At 66.3% G+C, this 18,832-nt stretch carries 16 protein-coding genes; 14 read left to right on the top strand and 2 right to left on the bottom strand.

The annotated features are described in order from the left end of the window. Positions 1-31: 31 nt before the first annotated feature. From ACTPOI_RS20095 to alkB, 4 genes are all read left to right on the top strand, one after another. On the top strand, positions 32-904 hold the full coding sequence (locus tag ACTPOI_RS20095; protein ID WP_440112010.1) for a helix-turn-helix transcriptional regulator: 873 nt from the start codon (positions 32-34) through the stop codon (positions 902-904). A 123-nt stretch (positions 905-1,027) separates the two neighbouring features. Next, the gene (locus tag ACTPOI_RS20090; RefSeq protein ID WP_440112008.1) at positions 1,028-1,750 is read left to right on the top strand and encodes a hypothetical protein; all 723 of its coding nucleotides are present in this window, start codon (positions 1,028-1,030) and stop codon (positions 1,748-1,750) included. Positions 1,751-1,831: 81 nt separating this feature from the next. Beyond that, positions 1,832-4,690, top strand: coding sequence for a DEAD/DEAH box helicase (locus ACTPOI_RS20085; RefSeq protein WP_440112006.1), 2,859 nt, complete (start codon positions 1,832-1,834; stop codon positions 4,688-4,690). Between the two features lie 173 nt (positions 4,691-4,863). Continuing rightward, a complete protein-coding gene (gene alkB / locus ACTPOI_RS20080; protein WP_440112003.1) occupies positions 4,864-5,517 on the top strand; it encodes a DNA oxidative demethylase AlkB in 654 nt (217 codons plus the stop codon). A 16-nt stretch (positions 5,518-5,533) separates the two neighbouring features. Here alkB and ACTPOI_RS20075 read toward each other — a convergent pair whose 3' ends face one another. Continuing rightward, positions 5,534-7,474 carry a DUF3592 domain-containing protein gene (locus ACTPOI_RS20075; protein ID WP_440112000.1) on the bottom strand — a complete coding sequence of 647 codons (1,941 nt, stop codon included), beginning with the start codon at positions 7,472-7,474 and terminating at the stop codon, positions 5,534-5,536. A 266-nt stretch (positions 7,475-7,740) separates the two neighbouring features. Here ACTPOI_RS20075 and ACTPOI_RS20070 point away from each other — a divergent pair, with 266 nt between their 5' ends. From ACTPOI_RS20070 to ACTPOI_RS20050, 5 genes are all read left to right on the top strand, one after another. Continuing rightward, the gene (locus tag ACTPOI_RS20070) at positions 7,741-8,220 is read left to right on the top strand and encodes an EVE domain-containing protein (RefSeq protein WP_440111998.1); all 480 of its coding nucleotides are present in this window, start codon (positions 7,741-7,743) and stop codon (positions 8,218-8,220) included. A 306-nt stretch (positions 8,221-8,526) separates the two neighbouring features. After that, the gene (locus ACTPOI_RS20065) at positions 8,527-10,026 is read left to right on the top strand and encodes a sensor histidine kinase (RefSeq protein WP_440111996.1); all 1,500 of its coding nucleotides are present in this window, start codon (positions 8,527-8,529) and stop codon (positions 10,024-10,026) included. Positions 10,027-10,148: 122 nt separating this feature from the next. After that, positions 10,149-10,709: a response regulator transcription factor gene (locus tag ACTPOI_RS20060; protein ID WP_440111994.1), complete on the top strand. Its 561-nt coding sequence runs from the start codon at positions 10,149-10,151 to the stop codon at positions 10,707-10,709. 183 nt (positions 10,710-10,892) lie between these two features. Continuing rightward, positions 10,893-12,500, top strand: coding sequence for a methyl-accepting chemotaxis protein (locus ACTPOI_RS20055; protein ID WP_440111992.1), 1,608 nt, complete (start codon positions 10,893-10,895; stop codon positions 12,498-12,500). A gap of 167 nt (positions 12,501-12,667) precedes the next feature. Further along, positions 12,668-13,219 carry a flavodoxin family protein gene (locus ACTPOI_RS20050; RefSeq protein ID WP_440111990.1) on the top strand — a complete coding sequence of 184 codons (552 nt, stop codon included), beginning with the start codon at positions 12,668-12,670 and terminating at the stop codon, positions 13,217-13,219. A gap of 63 nt (positions 13,220-13,282) precedes the next feature. Here ACTPOI_RS20050 and ACTPOI_RS20045 read toward each other — a convergent pair whose 3' ends face one another. Continuing rightward, positions 13,283-14,248 (bottom strand): class I SAM-dependent methyltransferase, encoded by a 966-nt coding sequence (locus tag ACTPOI_RS20045; protein ID WP_440111987.1) that lies wholly within the window; start codon positions 14,246-14,248, stop codon positions 13,283-13,285. Positions 14,249-14,769: 521 nt separating this feature from the next. Here ACTPOI_RS20045 and ACTPOI_RS20040 point away from each other — a divergent pair. From ACTPOI_RS20040 to ACTPOI_RS20020, 5 genes are all read left to right on the top strand, one after another. Further along, a complete protein-coding gene (locus ACTPOI_RS20040) occupies positions 14,770-15,498 on the top strand; it encodes a type 1 glutamine amidotransferase domain-containing protein (RefSeq protein WP_440111985.1) in 729 nt (242 codons plus the stop codon). Positions 15,499-15,663: 165 nt separating this feature from the next. Then, a complete protein-coding gene (locus tag ACTPOI_RS20035) occupies positions 15,664-16,236 on the top strand; it encodes a TetR/AcrR family transcriptional regulator (RefSeq protein WP_440111983.1) in 573 nt (190 codons plus the stop codon). 63 nt (positions 16,237-16,299) lie between these two features. Further along, positions 16,300-16,968 (top strand): SDR family NAD(P)-dependent oxidoreductase, encoded by a 669-nt coding sequence (locus tag ACTPOI_RS20030; RefSeq protein ID WP_440111981.1) that lies wholly within the window; start codon positions 16,300-16,302, stop codon positions 16,966-16,968. Between the two features lie 14 nt (positions 16,969-16,982). Next, a complete protein-coding gene (locus ACTPOI_RS20025) occupies positions 16,983-18,119 on the top strand; it encodes a flavin monoamine oxidase family protein (protein WP_440111979.1) in 1,137 nt (378 codons plus the stop codon). Then, on the top strand, positions 18,116-18,814 hold the full coding sequence (locus ACTPOI_RS20020) for a cupin domain-containing protein (RefSeq protein WP_440111977.1): 699 nt from the start codon (positions 18,116-18,118) through the stop codon (positions 18,812-18,814). The genes ACTPOI_RS20025 and ACTPOI_RS20020 overlap by 4 nt, the downstream gene beginning before the upstream one ends. Positions 18,815-18,832: the final 18 nt, after the last annotated feature.

Genomic DNA, 18,832 nt, shown 5'->3' with positions numbered 1-18,832 from the left:
TGCCGGCTCCCCTGCGTACGAGGCAGTCGCGATGAGGCAATGGCAGCCCTCGTGCACACCTGCGTCGGCGCAGGCCGGCGCCGCTGCGGGCCGCGCCGGGCAGGCGCTGGCAAGCATGGTGCTGCGTCTGGGGGAGCCCGGGTTTGCGGGCGGCCTGCTGCAGGACCTGGCCCCCGTGCTGCCCGCTGCGTCGTGGTCGGTGTACCGCACGGGCCAGCGCTGCAAGCCCACCCTTTTCATGTCGGCCAGCCATGGCGTGCCCGACACCACCCAGGACTGCTGGTGGGCCTACCTTTCGGGCCCCTACCGCAAGGACCGCACCTGGGGCCGCACGTTTGATGAGGCGCCCACCCAGCCTCTTACGCAGCTGTGCCACGTGACCGCTCACGAGGTCGAGGGCGAACACCGCGCACGCGTGTACGAGGCCCACGGCGTGGCCGAGCGGGTTTCGGTGGCGGATTACGAAGACGATGGCTCTGTCTTTGCCGTCAACTTCTACCGCCACCAGCACCAGCGGGCGTTTCGCGACAGCGACATCTGCGGTTTTGAAGAGGTAGCCCCTGTTTTGCTGGCACTGGCCCGCAAGCACATTGCGCTGGCGCATCCCTTGGCCGGGGCCCGTGCAGCGGCCAGCGCCCACCCGCCGCTGCCCGCCCGGGGCCAGACACTGCCCAGTTATCTCCCCGAACTGCGCGAGCGCCTGCTGCGCACGCAGCACGACCTGACGGAACGCGAACTCGACGTGTGCGCACGCCTGCTGCAAGGCATGACGCACGAGGGCATTGCTAGTGATCTGGGCGTGGGCGTACCCACCGTCAAAACTTACCGTAACCGCGCTTTCGCGCGCATGGGCATCCACTTTCGCAACGAGCTCTTCGCGCGAGTGCTGGGACAGCAAGGCTGAACCCAGTCAGGAGGCAAACAGGACGGCGACTCAGGCATGGCGCGGCCGCAACACCTCCGAGCAGGCAGCGTGCCGTTACAACTGGAAGCATTCACAATCCTTTGACACCAACGGAGGACATCCATGCAAGGCACCCCTGGCCCCACGCACGCTGCGCAGGTTGCGACGCTTTGCCTTGCACTGTGCGGCACGGCCGCAACGCTTCAGGCCCGTGCAGAGGCGCCCATGCACACCGACGACGCCGGTACGCTGAGTCAGGGCAGCATGAAGATCGAAGGCGTCATCAGCCGCGATGACAAGCTCCGTCGCGCCGAGCTGATCTTTGGCGCAGGAATTGCGCGCCATCTGGAGGCCGAAGTGGCGCTGGCCCACGGCAGGGACAGATCCATGAGCCCGTCATCGCGCCTCAACGCCGTGGGCTGGGGACTGAAATGGGTGCCCTTGCAGAACGACGCGGGCTGGTCCGTTGGCGCCCGGCTGGACGTAGGGAACACGCGCGTACGCGACAACGCCACCCCCGACCGCTTTACGGAGCGCGAATTCGCCGTCACCGCGCTGGCCAGCTACCGGCTCGCCAACGCACAGGTACTGCATCTCAACGCGGGCCATAAAACCGTCAAGGTGCAAGGCGTGCGCCAGCGTGCGGCCACCTGGGCGGCGGGCTACGAGATTCCGCTGGCCGACCAGTGGCAGCTCACCGCCGAGGTGTACGGTGAGCAGCGCTCACGGCCAGACAAGGCAGTGGGCGTGCGCTACGCCATTGCCGACGGCCTCAAGGCATCGGCAGCCGTGGGCCGTGGCAATGGGCGCACGTTCAGCCAGGTGGGCGTGGCCTGGGAGTTCTGAGTTCCAGGTCCGGTCCACCGCCGGACCGGGCTCGGCACCGCGCAGCAAGCGCCTGGCTGCCGCGGGCACAATCGTTGGCCTATGCCACCACCCGGCGCCCCGCCCGCCCCACCTGCACCGCTCCCGTCTGACCGCGTGGCCGTGGTGAAGGCGTGGGTACATGCCCTGCGCACGCAGGCCGGGTCGGCTACCTTGCAGGCGCTGGCACCACTGACCGATGCCGAAGCCGCCCGCGTGATGGCACAGCTGCGGGACGATGCGGACAGCACCCCACCGCCCGGCACAGGCACCCGTGTCGAAAGCGCTTCTCCTGAAACCATTGCAGCCGAATACGCTGACCAACAGCGGCCTTGTCCTGGCCACTTCCGCCCGCGCATCACGCTCATGACCCTGGGCCGGGGCGACGGCCTTTTGGGCCTGCAGCCCCAAGGCAAGCTGGGGCCGCGGGGCGACAGCGTCACGCTGGTACAGATCGACTGGACCTACCGCACCGACGAGGGAGCGACCTGGGACACGCCTGCGCCGACGTCCATCCTCAACGCCCGTCCGGCAGCCGTGCAGGAACTGTTTGACACCGGCGGGCCCTTGGTGCGCATGCAGCGCAACCTGGCCGCCGAAGCCGACGCCATGGACCGTGTGTGGGATCTGGGCCTGGTCCCGGTCGATGCGACCAAGCTGCAATGGCGCCACCGCGCGGCGGCCGCCACGCTGGGGCCCGTGTGGACACTGCCGCAAGAGGCGCACTTCGGCGACTTCTGGGCAGAGCAGATCCCCCGGCTGCGCGCGGAGGGGTGGAGCGTGGTGGCACGCCCCGGCTTTGCCCACGAAAGCGTGCCCGTGCAGCGCTGGAAGCTGATCATCGCGCCCGACACCGGCGAGGTGCTGGGCAAGGAAGTGGACGGCCCACTGGGTGATCGCCAGCGCCCGGTACAAAAGCTGCAGCTGCCAGAGCGCGAAGGCGCCTGGCTGCTGACTCTGGGTATTGAAATTGACGGCGAGACGCTGGACCTGGCCCCAATGCTGGCCGACCTGCTGCGCCGCGACGTGCGCTGGCTCAATGCGCAGCAAATGGCGGCCATCGACGACATCGCGGTGATTTCGCTGCGTGCCCCGGGCGGCAAACGCATCGATGCGCCCGCCGGGCCGCTCAAGGCCATTGTGGGCGCGATGGTGGACCTGCTGACAGACCCCACCCGAAACCAGCGCAAGGACGGCGACCCGCTGCGCCTGGGCGCGTGGGAGGCCCGCCGCATCGAAGCCCTGCGTGCCGGGCTGGTGCAGGTGCACCGCGTGGGCACCGTGAGCGGCTGGAACAACGACTGGCAGCTGCAGGGCGACGCAGGCCTGAACCAGCTGGCGCAGCGCCTGCGCCGCATCGGCACGCCTCAGCCCGTAGCCGCGCCGCAGGGCCTGCAGGTGCAACTGCGGCCGTACCAGCTTGAAGGCCTGGCCTGGCTGCAATACCTGCGTGCCCAAGGGTTGGGCGGCATATTGGCCGACGACATGGGGCTGGGCAAAACCGCGCAGGCGCTGGCCCATGTGCTGGCCGAAAAGGAAGCTGGGCGCCTGACCCGCCCTGCCCTGGTCGTGCTGCCCACCTCGCTGCTCTTCAACTGGCAGGCCGAGGCCGCCCGCATGGCCCCCGGTCTGCGCGTGCTGGCGCTGCATGGCGCCAATCGGGGGCAACGCTATCTGCAAATGGCCGACCACGACCTGGTGCTGACCACCTACCCGCTGCTGTGGCGCGATGTGGATGCACTGGCCGCGCAGCCCTTTCACCTGCTGATACTGGACGAAGCCCAGATGGTGAAGAACGCCGGTAGCCGCAGCGCCCGCGCCCTGCGCACGCTTCAGGCCGCGCACCTGCTGTGCCTGACGGGCACGCCGCTGGAAAACCACCTGGGCGAGCTGTGGGCGCAGTTTGACTTTTTGATGCCCGGCTTTCTGGGCGACGTGCGCAGCTTCAACGCCCGCTGGCGCAAGCCCATTGAAGAAAACGGCGAAACGCTGCGGGCCCAGCTGCTGTCACAGCGCGTGCGCCCCTTCATCCTGCGCCGCCGCAAGCAGGACGTGGCCACCGAACTGCCGCCCCGCACCGAAACCCTCCTGCGCGTGCAGTTGCAAGGCAAGCAGCGCGAGCTGTACGAGGCCGTGCGCACCACCGCCGACAAGCAGGTGCGCCGTGCGCTGGAGCGCCAGAGCTTTGAGGGTGCGCAGATCACCATCCTGGATGCCCTGCTCAAGCTGCGCCAGGTCTGCTGTGACCCGCGCCTGGTCAAGGGGACGACAAAAACCGCGCAAACGATGGAACGCGCCAAGCTGGAGTTGCTGGCCGATATGCTGCCCGCCCTGGTCGATGAAGGCCGCCGCGTGCTGGTGTTCTCGCAGTTCACCGAAATGCTGGGCCTGGCGGCGGAGCTGCTCGACACACTCGCCCTGCCCTACCTCACCCTGACGGGCCAGACGCCGCCCCGCCAGCGCGGCGCCGTCGTCAAAAGATTTCAGGCGCAAGACGAGGCCAGCGCACCCATCCTGCTGGCCAGCCTCAAGGCCGGTGGGCTGGGCCTGAACCTCACCGCGGCCGACACGGTCATTCACCTTGACCCCTGGTGGAACCCGGCCGTGGAAGAACAGGCCACTGCCCGCGCCCACCGCATCGGGCAGGACCAGCCGGTGTTTGTGTACAAGCTCGTGGTGGAAGGCAGCATCGAGGAGCGCATGCTGGAGCTGCAGGCCCGCAAGGGCGCGCTGGCCCAGGGGGTGCTGGGGCACGATGCCGAAGGCGCGGTCAAGTTCAGCGAGGCCGACCTGCACGCCCTGCTGGCACCTTTGAACGAGCCGGCCCACAACCCGCTGGGCATACCCGGCGAAGACGCGCTGCGCTGGGGCGGCACGGGCCAGCGCAGGCCGCGGGCGCTGCAACCGCCTGATTTTGGGTAGTTTCGGCCCGTAGCCCTTGTATTGATTGCCCTATTTGCTATATTTGTAATAGCAAAATGCCGTGAAAGCGTTTGAGTGCCTGTCGGCCCGACCCATGGCCCTCGCCACCCGAAGGCGTGCTCAAACCGCTGGGGCCGCCCTCCGGAAAGATGATGTAGCGCATGATCCAGGCCATGACCGCCAGTCTTTTTGACGAACCATCGCAGCCCTCGAGAACGCCGCTGGTTCTGGAGCCGGGTGCCGTGGTTTTGCCTGGCTTCGCCCAGGACCGGGCCCAGGCACTTTTGCAGGCGGTAGCAGGCATTGACGCGCGGGCACCATTCCGGCATCTCGTCACGCCCGGGGGGCTGCGCATGTCGGTGGCCATGACCAACTGCGGCACGCTGGGCTGGGTGAGCGACCGCAGCGGCTACCGGTACAGCGCCACGGACCCCGAAGGCGGCCAGCCATGGCCGGCCATGCCCGCGTGTTTTGCCGAACTGGCGCACCATGCCGCAGCCGCAGCAGGCTACGCCGCCTTTGCGCCCGATGCCTGCCTTGTCAACCGGTACACGCCGGGTTCCCGGCTGTCGCTGCACCAGGACCGCGACGAGCAAGATATGGCGCACCCCATCGTTTCCGTGTCGCTGGGGTTGCCAGCCAGCTTCCTGTGGGGTGGTGCGGCACGCGCAGACAGGGCTCGCCGCATTCCCCTGCTGCACGGCGACGTGGTGGTATGGGGCGGCCCGGCGCGGCTGCACTTCCATGGGGTGCAGCCGCTGGCAGAGGGCTCTCACCCGCTTACCGGCGGTTGCCGCATCAACCTCACGTTTCGCCGCGCGGGTTGAAGCCGGGGCACCCCGGTCAGGACCCGCCGGTGTAGCCCGTCTCAGCCACCACACGCGCCAAAAGCCGATCGGCGCCTGACCGGCCTTCGAGGCTGTCGGCCAGCGTCACCCGCTTGCCGTTTCGCAGTTCGGCCTGCAAGCGGTAGAACGTGGTGCGGCGCTTGCTGTCCTGCACCGAAAAGCTCTCCCGCAGGCTCAGCCGCACTATCTCTGCCGCGGGGATGCGCTGCCAGGCCATCATCAGGCCAAGCAGGCGGCGCTCGGTGTGCAGGCCCTGCCGGTCCAGCTGCACGCGCAGGCTGTTGGCAATGGCGTACAGGGCCCACACCACCATCGTGCAGCCCGCGCCACCAAACGCGAAGCGGAAAAAGGTGGACTCTCCGCTGCGCCCCAACGCAATGCTCACCGCCAGAAATACCGCCCCCAAGCCCATCCAGAAGAGCTGGTAGCGCCACATCCGGCCGTAGGGCTGGTAGATCCTTACGCCGCCTGCAATAAGCTCCAGCGCATACACCGAGGCCATCGCTGCATCGCGCCTGGCCTGCATGTGGGGATGGTGCACCGCGTGGGGCAGCGCAGCCGCCGTGTGCGCACCGGTGGCAAACACAGGCACCTCGAATCGGCGGCTGAACTGGAGCGCGGGGCTTTCGCTGTCAACGAGCAACTGCCAGCGATGGGTGCTGTTGCCCGCGGCCTGCCCGGATTCCGGAAGGCCTGCCGGGACTTCAAACCGGAATGCCAGGCGCACGCCCCGCCCTGTTTCTGCACCCGTGCCCACCATACCGGGCGCCCCGGCATCGCCCGGCATGGCAGGTCGCACCTGCGCGTAGCCTTCGGATTGCCAGACCACCTCCTCGCGGCTGCGGGACTCGTTTTCGCCTGTGCCAGAGCTGTTCTGGTACGCGTAGACGCAACGCAGCACCACCGGGAAGCTCAGTTCCGGTGCATACCGCACCCTGGGCAGCACGATGGCACCACCCACGTCGGCGCCAATGCCGCCCGGAAACGGGTCCATCACCAGCCGGACATCCCCATGCCGCAATGCGTCGGCCGTGGCGCGGATCGCCCATGTCAACAGACCGGCGCCTACCAGGCACATCAGCACCAGCACGCCGCCTTCGATCAGGGTGCGCTCGGCCCATGCACGCGGCAGGCCGGCAAGCGCCGCCGGTACCGTGAGGCCGCACCAGACAGCGGTAAAACCCCAGGCCACCCACACTTCCCAGCGTTTGTCCGACCGGATGCGATTGCCCGACCACGCCGCATGGGCCATCCAGCGCTGATCGCCCTGCGCTGCCTGAACACCCGGTGGCGCTTTTGCACGGCGGCGCAGGCGCCAGGCCCACACAAGCGCACCCACACCAAACCCGCCAAAGGCCACCACAAACCCCACCTGCAGCGCCAGCAAGCCGGGGCGAAGGCTGCGGTCCACCACCGATTCAGCGGGCCGCCCGGGGTTGACCCACACGGCCACGGGCGTGGCGTTGTTCTGCGCGATTGCCAGGCGCAGTGCAAGATCCCGCTGGAAACTTCCCAGGTTGTCAAAAGCACCACTGAGCGCAGCGCGTCGACCTTCGTAGGGGGTGCCCGCCACCTCGTAGCGGTACACCACCGCTACGCCATGGCTGGTCGAGCCGCTGCTGCGCCGTTTTTCGAGCACCGCAGAGACCACCTGCGCCGGCACGGGCTGCCACAGCTGCATGCGCGACCAGTCATACAGCATGGGCAGCACCGACAGCACCAGCACGCCGATACCCATGCTGGCAAAAGGCAGCGCAAAGAGGGCCAGCAGCCAAGCGCCACTGCCCTCGCCGGGCGTACCGTTCCTGCGGCGACTGCGCTGAGAGGAGCGCGGGGTGCGGGCAGCGTCGCTGCTGCTGCCCGGGGCTGCGGCGCCGGGCGGAGCACCCTCCGGTGGCGCGCCCGTCTGTCTGGCGCTCCTGTCTGTGCTCGTCATGGTCCCTCCCGGTAGCTGCGCCCCTCGGGCGGGGGCATGCTGTGCGTCAAGCCGTTTGGCGGCGACACCTATTGTGCGGGGCCAGGGGCGGCCGGGGCGCAAGCCGGGCGTGCCCCAGGGATCCTCTGCACACAAAAAATGAGCAAATACGGCCTGCAGTGCAGGCAGAACAATGCCTCGATGCTATTTATTCGATAGCATTCTGGCAGGACATCCAATCCGGCCACGCTGACCCGAGCGGCCGGGTCGTTTGCCACAATGCCGGCATGACCCTCGCGCCCCACCGATCGCCTCAATACTGGCTCATGAAGTCCGAGCCCGACGAATGCTCCATCGACGACGCGCTGGCCGCCCCGGACGCCACCGTGGCCTGGACCGGGGTGCGCAACTATCAGGCGCGCAACTTCATGCGCGACGGGATGAAGGTGGGCGACGGCGTGCTGTTCTACCACTCCAGCTGCCCCGCACCCGGCATTGCAGGCATTGCCCGCGTCGCCAGCGCCACGCGCACCGACCCCACGCAGTTCGACCCGGCGTCGCCCTATCACGACCCCAAGTCATCGCCCGCCGCGCCGCGGTGGCTGCTGCTGGACGTACAGGCCCTGCGCAAGACGCGCCTCATCGGCCTGGCCGAGTTGCGCGCCCATCCTGCGCTGGCCGAGATGCAGATCCTGCAGCGCGGCAACCGCCTGTCGATCACGCCGGTGGACCCTGTGCACTGGCAATCGATCATGACCCTCGTCTAGGCGCCTGCGCCCGGGCAGACGTTGTTACCCCACAGCGCCACGGCAATGGGCAAACCGGGCGCGGATGGAAAGACCTGGGTGGCGTTTTCGCAACGGGTGGCCTCTTGGGGCCTTGCACTGCCCTAGTGCATGGCGTGTACTCGGGCGCCGCTGCTCCACCGCCACGGGGGGCAAGGGCGGTTTTCCAACCTTTCGCACTGCGAAGCCGCTGCAGAAGATGCCCTCTTTCACATGCCTGACCGACCTGTCCCTGCTGGCTTTGCACAGCGTGGAGGGGGCGCGGCCGGGTCTGGGCGCGGGCTTGCCATGAGCTGGCTGGACATCCCCACGGCCCTCTTCGTCCTGGGGCTGCTGTATGTGACGGCGCCGGGCATCACCTGGGCCGTGCTGGCGCAAGACAGTAGCCCCGCTGCCGCGTTATGGTGTGCCGGCGGGCTCCTTTTTGGCGGGGGCATCCTCCTTGCTTCGTTGGCCAACCGGCTGCCCGCCGTGCTGGGCGTGTTGTTGACCAACATCCTTTTTTGCGCCTCGTGCGCCATGCGCATCCAGTCGCTGCGCTGGGATCTGGGCCGGCCGGTAGCGTGGCAGTGGCTGGCGCTGCCCGTGAGCCTGGCCGCCCTGTTTACCGCCATCACACACTGGGCCCTGGGCTGGTACCTGCTGCGTGCGGCCGTCAACACCGCGCTGGTAGCCGCAGGCGTGGCGTACATCGCCCATCTGGCACTCATGCTCAGCCAGCAGGAAAAAAGCCGCAATGCGCTGTTTCTGGCGTGCATTTACCTGGCGCTTGTCCTGGCGCTGCTGGTACGGGTCTTTGAGATCATGGTCCACCCCGCGGGCGACCCTGTGCCCGTGGCCCGCCCGGCCACCACAGCGCTGATTGCGCTGACTGGCATGATCACCGCGGTAGCCGGTCACTTTTGCTACCTGGGGCTGGTGCTTGACCGGGCCCGTCGCCGCGAGCGTGTACTGGTGGGCGAAAAAGCCCAGCGCGACTCCAAGATCCTGCTGCAGCAAGAACTGAGGCAGGTCGAGCGCCAACGCAGCATCGACCAGATGTCCGTATCGCTGGCCCATGAGCTCAGCCAACCGGTGGGGGCCGTACTGACCAACGCACAGACCGGGCTGCGGGCGCTGGAACAGCAGCGCATGACGCCGCAGGAGCTTGCACCGCTGCTGCAGCAAATTGAGCACAGTGCCCGGCACGCCAGCCGCGTCATCGAACGGATCCGGTCGTTCATCAAGCCATCGCGCATGCCGCATCAAACGGTGAACCTCGCCGACGTCTGCGACAGCGCCTGCGAACTGATCGCCACCGAACTGCGCAGGCAAGGGATCGAACTGCTGCGCCCGGCGCCCCGTGCAGTAGCGGTGCATGTGCAGGGTGATGAACTGGAACTCACCCAGGCCCTGCTCAACGGGCTGCGCAATGCCACCGATGCGCTGGCACGCGTGGAACACCGTCAGATCCGGCTGATGTACGGCTGCGAAGCACCCTGGGCCTGGATGCGCCTGGAAGACAATGGCCCCGGGCTGCCGGCCGACCAGCTGCGCAGCGCCACCGAGCCTTTCTACACCACCAAGGCCAGTGGCCTGGGGCTGGGGCTGACCATCGTCGAGTCCATTGCAGAGCGCCACGGCGGGCGCCTGATCCTGGCCCACGACGCGCCCGGCGGGCTGGGCGGAGCTACCTTTGAATTGCGTCTGCCTCTGACAACGACCATGCCTGCGCCAGCAGTTCCTGCAAACGCTTCGGCGATACCCGCCTCGCCCCATTCTGTTCCCCCATCGCCCGCCGATTCATGAATCTCCCATCACCCACCCGAAGAATCGTCACTGTGGACGATGAAGCCCTGTCGCTGCGCTGCGCCCAGGGCCGCATCGTCCTGATAGACGACCACCCGGAGGTCGTCTAGGCGCTTACCAATTTGCTGCATCTGGAGGGCTACGCCTGCGAGGGGTATGCATCGGCCAACGACTACCTGACGGCGCAGGAGCGGCAAGGCCCGGTCTTCCCGGGACCCGCCTGCATCCTGAGCGACATGCGGATGCCGGGGCTGGACGGGCTGGAGCTACTTGCACAGCTGAGCGCGCGCGATGAGATGCCGGTCATCCTGATGAGCGGCGCCAGTGGCATCCGCGATGCCGTGGAAGGGTTTCGCACCGGCGCTGTGGACTTCCTTGTCAAGCCCGTGGAAACCGACGAACTCCTTGCCGCGGTGGCCAAGGCATTGGCCATCAGTGCCCGGTCGCGCGAGCTGCGCACACGCGGCCAGGACCTTGCCCAGCGCCTGGCCAGCCTCACGCCGCGGGAGCAGACCGTAGCCGCACGCGTGGCGCAGGGCGACACCAACGTGCAGATCGCGGAGGAACTGGGGATTTCACTGAGGAGCGTCAAGCGCATCCGCCAGTCGGCCGCGGCCAAGCTCGGGGCCGAATCCACGGCCGAGCTGGTGCTGAAGTTCACCGAAGGCAAGCGCGGTCTGTAGCAAATCTGACACCTTTGTGAACTGATCCCAAAGGGACGTTGGCCGCGCAAAGCGCGCCCGGTAGCCTCCAGCCGACTGCCGCCACAAGGCAGTGCTTGAAGCAGCGTGATCCCCCCGGCGCCCCACCCCAAGGGGACACGCTGCGTGCTGATCGAGGAGACCTGTTCCGTGCAATTTGCAAAGATGAAAATCGCCCACCGCCTTGCGGTGCTCATGGCCGGTGTATTGGTGTTCTTGCTGCTGGTCGCATACTTCACCCTGGAAGGCATGCACCGGAGCAACAGTGCGCTCGACCGGGTCTACAAGGACCGTGTGGTTCCGCTGCAGCAGATCAAGGCGGTATCAGACGCCTACGCGGTACTGATCGTGGATGCGGCGCACAAGGTGCGTGATGGTGCCTTCACACCGGCCCAGGGCCGGGATTCGATTGCGAAGGCACGCCGCGATGCACAGGCGCAGTGGCAGGACTATCTGGCCACCGAACTGGTGCCTGAAGAAAAGGTGCTGGCCACCAGGTTCCAACGGCTGCAGGCCAAGGCCGACTCGGCAGTCTCCCAGCTGGAAAACATCCTCAAATCCGAAGAGAAAACAGCGCTGGAACTGGCCGAATTCACGGCCCGCTCTATGTACCCCGCACTCGACCCCATGCAGGACGTGCTGGGCGCCCTGATACAGCTACAGCTGGACATCGCCAAGAAGGAATACTCAGACGCTGACGAGAACTTCCGGGTCACCATGATCGGCGCTCTCGCCTTGCTGGCTGCCGCCGTGTCCGTATCCCTTTTTCTGGGTTACCGGGTCGCGCGCAGCATCGTGCGCCAGCTGGGCACCGAGCCCGCCGCCGCCGCCGCACTGGCGCAGAGCGTTGCGCAGGGCGACCTGACCGTACCCATCCTTCTGCGCCCGAACGACACCGACAGCGTCATGGCCCAGCTCAAGCAGATGCAGCAGGCACTCGTGGCCGTGGTGAGCAGCGTGCACGACGGGGCCGAGACGGTGTCGTCCGCATCGGCACAGATTGCCGAAGGCAACGCCGACCTGTCTGCCCGCACCGAAGGCCAAGCGAGCTCGCTGGAGCAGACGGCGGCGTCGATGGAAGAGTTCAACTCCAGCGTGCGCCAGAACGCCGACAACACCCGCGAGGCCGACCAGCTGGCCCACGCCGCCTACGAAATCGCCGACCGGGGCGGCGCCGTCGTGGCCAAGGTGGTCACCACCATGAAAGACATACACCAGAGCAGCGCGCGCATTGCCGACATCATCGGCGTGATTGACGGTATTGCTTTCCAGACCAATATCCTGGCCCTGAACGCCGCCGTGGAAGCCGCCCGCGCGGGCGAGCAGGGGCGCGGCTTCGCAGTGGTGGCGAGCGAAGTGCGCACCCTTGCCCAGCGCAGCGCTGCAGCAGCCAAGGAGATCAAGGACCTCATCACTGCCAGTGTGGATCGTGTTGCCGAAGGCAGCACCCTGGTCGACCAGGCAGGCACCACCATGCAGGAGGTGGTGAAGTCCATCCGGCAGGTGAATGAGTTGATGCGGGAGATCAGCACGGCCAATAACGAGCAAAGCCAGGGCATCGACCAGATCAACGAGGCGGTGACGCACCTGGACCAAGGCACCCAGCAAAACGCGGCGCTGGTCGAAGAAATGGCCGCAGCCGCTTCCAGCCTGAACGGCAAGGCGCGCGAGCTGCTCACCACCGTCAGCGTTTTTAAGCTGCCGGTGCACACGGGGTTCGGTGCTGCCAGCACGGCGCCTGCCCCTCAACTGCAAGCACTCAGCCGCGGATAGGCTGCCGGCAGGCCCGGTACCAAGGGTGCCACCAGCCGGGCGCTGCAAGGCGCGGAGCTGCGTCGTACTCGGGCCTGGGGCATTGGTGCGCGGGTATGCTGCGCAAACTGCATTAAGCCCTGGAACCAGCCCTGCACTTTCCGCCCGCGCCCCCGGGCCTGCCTGCCATGCACGACCCTACTCCGGGCTCTTCAGGGGCTCTGTCCTCGCGTTCCACTTCAGCCGTTCGCAGCCTGCTGGTTGTGTACCACTCCCAAACAGGCGCAACGCTGCAGATGGCGCAGGCACTGGTGCATGGCGCACGGGATGCAGAGCCCGGACTCGGCGTGCGGCTGCTGCACGCCAGCGCTGCGCACGCTGGCGATCTGCTGGCGGCGCAGGCGTATGTGTTTGCCACGCCGGAAAACCTGGGTGCCATCAGCGGGATGATGAAAGACTTTTTTGACCGGGCCTACTACCCTGCGCTGGACCAGATCAACGGCCGCGCATGCGCGCTGTTGGTGTGTGCCGGCAGCGACGGCCACAACGCCGCGCGCCAGATGCAGCGCATTGCCACGGGCTGGCGCCTGAAGCCCGTCGCAGAGCCGTTGATCGTCTGCACCCACGCCCAGACCCCCGAGCAGATCCTGGCCCCCAAGCAGCTGGACGCGCCCGCACTGCAGCAGTGCCGCGAGCTCGGTGCTGCACTCGCGACCGGGCTGGCGATGGGGATCTACTGACGGCCACGGGTGCTCCAAGGGCACTCCGCCCATGACACGGCGGGTACCGGCAGGCGCGCGGTGCTACACAGTAGCCGGCAACTCGGGCGCGCGGTACACCAGCACCTTCAACGCCCGCTGCTCATCGACATCCGCAAACACGGCCGGGTTGGCCACCCGCTCGACAAACGCCAGTTCTGGCGCCAATTCACGCATCTGTGCCTGCAAAAAATCCACACCCAGCTCGGGCGCGTTCAGGCACAGCAGCGCATGGCCGCCAGGTGCCAGCAGGTCGGGCAGGCGCCGCATGAGCCGAGCGTAATCCTTGGCAGCGACGAAGCTGCCCTTCTGGTAGCTGGGTGGGTCGACGATGACCAGGCCATAGGGCCCGCTGCGGGTGATCTTGCCCCAGCTTCTGAAGATGTCATGCGGCAAAAACGTGGCGCCGCCCGCGATGCCGTTGAGCTGGTGGTTTTGCTGCCCGATCGCGATGGCGCCGTGGCTCATGTCCACATTGACGACCTGCCGGGCCCCCGCCTGCAGTGCCACCACCGAAAACGCGCAGGTGTAGGCAAACAGGTTGAGCACCTTGAGGCCATAGCGATCGTCGCGGCGGGCTTGGGCATGGCGGCTCACCCAGCGGCGGCCACCCGCCATGTCAAGAAACAGGCCGTGGTTCTGCCCGCGCAAGACATGCACGCGATAGCTTGCCCCCGCTTCCGTCACGACATGCCGCTCAGGCACCTCGCCGGTCATCAGGCGTGTCTCGCTGCGCCCTTCCAGACGCAGTGCCTCCCCGCGTTGCTGGAACACCCAGCAAAGGGGCGCGTCATGCGTGGAGATTTGCGCCCAGCGCGTCTGCAAAGCGGCTCCGATGTCGGCAAGCTGGTCATCTGTCGCAGGTGCAAAGCTCGTGAGGACGAAAACGGGCGGATAGGCGTCGAGCACCCATTGCTCGCAACCAGGGTACATACCCCCGCGGCCATGAAAAATGCGGCCGGCCTCGGACGGCAGGGACATCGCGGCGATTGCGTCTAGAAGTGCTTGCATGAACCAGTGAACAGAAACGGGAATGAAGGGATTGCAGTTACTGGCTGCGGCCTTCAGACATTGTAGTTGCAGCTATTTATTTCATAGCAAATAGATGGATTCAGGGCGGATTCCCGCTCGGTGGGTACAGCAAGCAGTCCGTCACCGGATTGGCGTGGTGATCCCAACGGCGCCCTCGCCAAGGCAGCGTCTTGCTGATCAGCGTGGGCTGTCTGGGCTGGCTCCTGCCCTAGCAAATGAGGCACGCTTTTTTGCGCACAGTGTCACCACCTCGAGGCAACTGCTGCCTTGGCAACGGCACAACAGAACCGGCGCTTGACAGCACATGTAAATCTGGCACAATACCTACCAAGTGATAGGTCGGCAGGTTCATCAAGGACTTCCATCCTCCAAAGCCCACGACCCATCAATCAGCAATGCCCTTAACAGGGCATTTTTTAGGCGTTACATACCTACCTTTTAGTCGGTATGCAACGCCTGCAACCTGGCGGAATGCAGACGCCGATCACGCAAAGCATTCCATGAACTCTTCAAAGGAAATCATCATGACCCCTACCGGCAACAAACAAAAGCGCGTCCTTCTCATCATGTCCTCGTTGGACGAAATGGGCATCAGCGGCAAGCAAACCGGCACTTGGTTCCACGAGCTGGCAGCGCCCTACTACATCCTCACGCAAGCAGGTTACGAGGTGGTCTTTGCCTCCCCCGATGGCGGCGAGGCGCCCATCGACCTGCTGAGCATGAAGGCGCCCTTCACCAGCGAGTACACCGAACAGTTTCTGGCAGACCCCGTGGCACGCTTTGCCGCCGCCCACACCCGCAAGCTGCGCAACGTGAATGCAGAAACGTTCGATGCCGTGTTCTTCCCTGGGGGCTATGGCCTGCTGTGGGACCTGGCATCGGATTCGTTCGCCATCAAGCTGATCCGTGACTTCCATGCGGCCAACCGCCCTATCGCCATGGTCTGCCACGCACCGGCCATCCTGCGCGATGTCAAGGCTGCCAATGGTGAGTACCTGGTCAAGGGCGCCAAGTTGACGGGCTTCAAGAACGATGAAGACACCGAGATCGAGCTGCTGCACCACCTGCTGTTCTCGCTGGAAGACGAGCTCAAGCTGCGTGGCGCCCATTACATGAGCAAGGCTAACTGGGAAGCCAACGTCGTCATCGATGGTCCCCTGATGACCGGCCAGAGCCCGGCATCCGCCGCACCTCTGGCAGAAGCCTTGGCAGAACGGCTCAAGACCTGATAGACGACGACATACCGGGCGGGGCGGATCCGATCCGTTCTGCCCGGCATATGGCGTCGTTCGGCATGGCCATGCCGCAGGGTGCCCAGGGTCTGACCTGTTGAACCCAAGGGACAGATCCAACGCGCCCGCTGCTGCAAAATATCAGCCTATCGAAAGGTCAACATGCGAGATTTCAACAACCTGAGCCCTGCTGCAGAACGGATCGTGGATGTAGCCGAGGATCTGATCCAGCGCCAGGGCTTCAACGGTTTCTCGTATGAAGACATCGCGCAGGCGGTCGGCATTCGCAAGCCCAGCGTGCACCACCACTTTTCCACCAAAGCCGATCTGGCCACGGTGGTCACGCAGCGATATGTGCAACGGTTTTCGCTGGCCCTGGAAGCATTGGACCGGGCCGGTGCGGAGCCACGGGAGCGGCTGATGGCTTACGCCCAGCTTTTCCAGGCCACGTATGAGCAAAACCGCCGCATGTGCCTGTGCGGCATGCTGGGCGCCGAGTCCGAGACGCTGCCCGACCCCGTGCGCCAGGAGCTGCAGCGCTTTTTCGAGATCAACCTCGCCTGGCTCACTGCGGTGCTCGGCAAGGCTCGCGTGCCCGAGGCGCCCGAGGCCAGTCAACTGGCACTGCTGCTGCTGAGCGCGCTCGAAGGCTCGATGATCGTCGGGCGCACCCCGCAGGTTGACGCCGCGCCACTGCAGGTCACACGCGCTTTCCTGGCGCTCTGGGCCAGCTGATTTTTTTACCTCAAGCACCAACCAATCGGTTGGTAGCTTTCACATGAACATGGGGGAAGCATCATGAGTACCTTGGGTACTGTGCTGATTGCCGGTCACGCCGCCGGATTCGGGGACGCGCTGGAAGCGCGCTTCAAGGCAGGCGGCTATACCGTGGTCAGCGTATCTCGCAGCGCAGGGCCCCGCTGGGCCACCGACCTGCGCGACCCGCAAGCGACCGCACGGCTTTTCGACGCGCTGGACCGCAACGCACCGCCGCTGGCCGGCGTAGTGCACAACGCAATGCAGTTCCATCGCGCGCCGTTCCTGCAGACATCTGCCCAGACGCTGCAGGACGTATGGCAGTCGATGGTGCTCACGGCCTTTAATGTGAGCCAGCAGGCCATACCGCGGATGCAGGCGGCAGGCCGTGGCTGCCTGATCTTCAGCGGTGCCTCCGGTAGCCTGCGCGCCGGACCGCAATTCTCAGCCTTCAGTTCTGCCAAGTTCGCGCTTCGGGGGCTTAGCCAGGCACTGGCTCGCGAGCATGGGGCCGACGGCATTCATGTGGCACATGTCGTCATCGACGGCCTGATCCGAAGCCAGCGCACCGCACAGCGCTTTGAAGGAGCAGACAACGGACCCATGCTGGAGCCGGCGGACCTGGCAGAACAGTACTGGCAGATTTTTCGCCAGCCACCCAGCGCCTGGACCCACGAACTGGATGTCCGGCCGATGCCGGGCGCACACTGATACCGGAACCCACCATGTCACTTCCCATTGTCGTGATCGGCGGCGGCCTGAGCGGGCTGTTTGCCGCACATCTTCTTGAACAGGCAGGTCAGCGTGTGCTGCTGATCGAGGCTCGCGAGCGGCTCGGTGGCCGCATTCTCAGCCAGGGCCAGGCCGACGATAGCCACCGGCTGGACCTGGGGCCGTCCTGGTTCTGGCCTGCAATGAACCCCCTGATGGCCGGGCTTGTGTCCACGCTCGGGCTGGACGCCTTTGTGCAACATACCCAGGGCGCCGCCGCCATCGAAGGGCCTGATGGACAGGTGCGCCGCCAACAGGTCACCTGGCAGCAGTCGCCTGCGTCGTACCGCATTGCCGGCGGCATGCAGCGCCTGATCGAAGGGTTGCGGGCGCAGCTTGAAGGCAAGTTGCACATCCTGACCGGTACGCAGGTTACCGGCCTGACACTGCGACCGCACGCAGTGGAGCTGGCCCTGCGGGACGCGTCCGGGGCATGGACGCAGCAGGCCGCCCAGGTGGTGCTGACCATTCCGCCCCGGCTCACCGCACAGGATCTGCACATGGAACCTGCCTGGCCGCCGCAACTGATGCAGCACATGCGCGACACCCCGAGCTGGATGGCCGGTCAGGCCAAATTCGTGGCCGTCTACCCGAGGGCGTTCTGGCGCGAGGCCGGCTGGTCGGGTACGGCCATGAGCCACCGCGGCCCGCTGGCCGAGATCCACGATGCATCGGATGCGTCGGGCGAGACGGCCGCACTGTTCGGCTTTGTGGGTGCACCACCCGCCTACCGCACCGGCATCGGGCAGGAGGCGCTGACTCGGCAGGCGCTGGCGCAATTGCAGCGTATTTTTGGCGAGCAGGCGGGCAACCCGCTGTGGACCGCCGTGCAGGACTGGGCCGAGGAGCCCCGGACCGCCGCCGCCAGCGACCGCCAGCCCCTGGCACGCCATCCGCTGTACGACGTGGGCACGGTGCCCCAGGCATGGTCGCACCACCTGTGGCTGGCGGGTACGGAGCGCTCTGCCAATGCAGGCGGCTACCTTGAAGGCGCGCTGGAATCGGCAGCGCTTGCCGTGCAGGAACTGCTGGCGCAGCGAAGCCGGACACCGGGCACGAATGCTTCCGAACACGAAAGGACATTGCCATGAAGCTCCATGCCGACCTGTCGGTGCGCGCGTCCCTTCATGCAGCAGGCATCACCTGGTTGCCCTCGCCTGCGGGCGGCGTCGAACGACGAATGCTCCACCGCGTGGGCGATGAGGTGGCGCAGGCCACATCCATCGTGCGCTATGCACCGGGCAGCCGGTTTGCACCGCACACGCACGGTGGGGGCGAAGAGTTTCTGGTGCTGGAGGGCGTTTTCCAGGATGAAGCGGGCGACTACCCGGCCGGCACGTACGTGCGCAACCCGCCCGGTTCGCGGCATGCACCCGCCTCGGAAGCAGGGACTACCATCTTCGTGAAACTCTGGCAGTTTGATCCGGGCGACAGCGCCCAGGTCCGCATCCCTGCCCATGCGGCAGCACGCGTGACGGAGACCGGGCGCCCCGGTGTGCAAGTGGCGCCGCTGCATCGCACCGCGCACGAGGACGTACGCATCGAGCACTGGACGCCCTACTGCACCATCGAGCTGGACCTGCCCCGGGGCGGAGAGTTGCTGGTATTGGAAGGCAGCTTCACCGAAGGCGGAGAAACGTTCGCGTCGCAATCGTGGTTGCGGTTGCCGGCCGGGTCGCGCCTGGTGGCGCACACCGGAGAGTCCGGCGCCCGCGTATGGGCCAAGCTGGGCCATCTGAATCACCTTGAACACCTTGCGACGCTAGTGCCTGCGACGCAAGCGTAACGAAGCCACGGCCCACAA

The organism is Acidovorax sp. BL-A-41-H1, assembly GCF_051942715.1.
The sequence above is the reverse complement of the archived record's forward strand: the minus strand, read 5'-3'. Positions and strand labels throughout refer to the sequence as shown.

Coding starts and splice junctions, on each gene's coding strand:
- ACTPOI_RS20095 (WP_440112010.1), top strand. CDS start 32: ATGAGGCAATGGCAGCCCTCGTGCACACCTGCGTCGGCGCAGGCCGGC.
- ACTPOI_RS20090 (WP_440112008.1), top strand. CDS start 1,028: ATGCAAGGCACCCCTGGCCCCACGCACGCTGCGCAGGTTGCGACGCTT.
- ACTPOI_RS20085 (WP_440112006.1), top strand. CDS start 1,832: ATGCCACCACCCGGCGCCCCGCCCGCCCCACCTGCACCGCTCCCGTCT.
- alkB (WP_440112003.1), top strand. CDS start 4,864: ATGACCGCCAGTCTTTTTGACGAACCATCGCAGCCCTCGAGAACGCCG.
- ACTPOI_RS20075 (WP_440112000.1), bottom strand. CDS start 7,474: ATGACGAGCACAGACAGGAGCGCCAGACAGACGGGCGCGCCACCGGAG.
- ACTPOI_RS20070 (WP_440111998.1), top strand. CDS start 7,741: ATGACCCTCGCGCCCCACCGATCGCCTCAATACTGGCTCATGAAGTCC.
- ACTPOI_RS20065 (WP_440111996.1), top strand. CDS start 8,527: ATGAGCTGGCTGGACATCCCCACGGCCCTCTTCGTCCTGGGGCTGCTG.
- ACTPOI_RS20055 (WP_440111992.1), top strand. CDS start 10,893: ATGAAAATCGCCCACCGCCTTGCGGTGCTCATGGCCGGTGTATTGGTG.
- ACTPOI_RS20050 (WP_440111990.1), top strand. CDS start 12,668: ATGCACGACCCTACTCCGGGCTCTTCAGGGGCTCTGTCCTCGCGTTCC.
- ACTPOI_RS20045 (WP_440111987.1), bottom strand. CDS start 14,248: ATGCAAGCACTTCTAGACGCAATCGCCGCGATGTCCCTGCCGTCCGAG.
- ACTPOI_RS20040 (WP_440111985.1), top strand. CDS start 14,770: ATGAACTCTTCAAAGGAAATCATCATGACCCCTACCGGCAACAAACAA.
- ACTPOI_RS20035 (WP_440111983.1), top strand. CDS start 15,664: ATGCGAGATTTCAACAACCTGAGCCCTGCTGCAGAACGGATCGTGGAT.
- ACTPOI_RS20030 (WP_440111981.1), top strand. CDS start 16,300: ATGAGTACCTTGGGTACTGTGCTGATTGCCGGTCACGCCGCCGGATTC.
- ACTPOI_RS20025 (WP_440111979.1), top strand. CDS start 16,983: ATGTCACTTCCCATTGTCGTGATCGGCGGCGGCCTGAGCGGGCTGTTT.
- ACTPOI_RS20020 (WP_440111977.1), top strand. CDS start 18,116: ATGAAGCTCCATGCCGACCTGTCGGTGCGCGCGTCCCTTCATGCAGCA.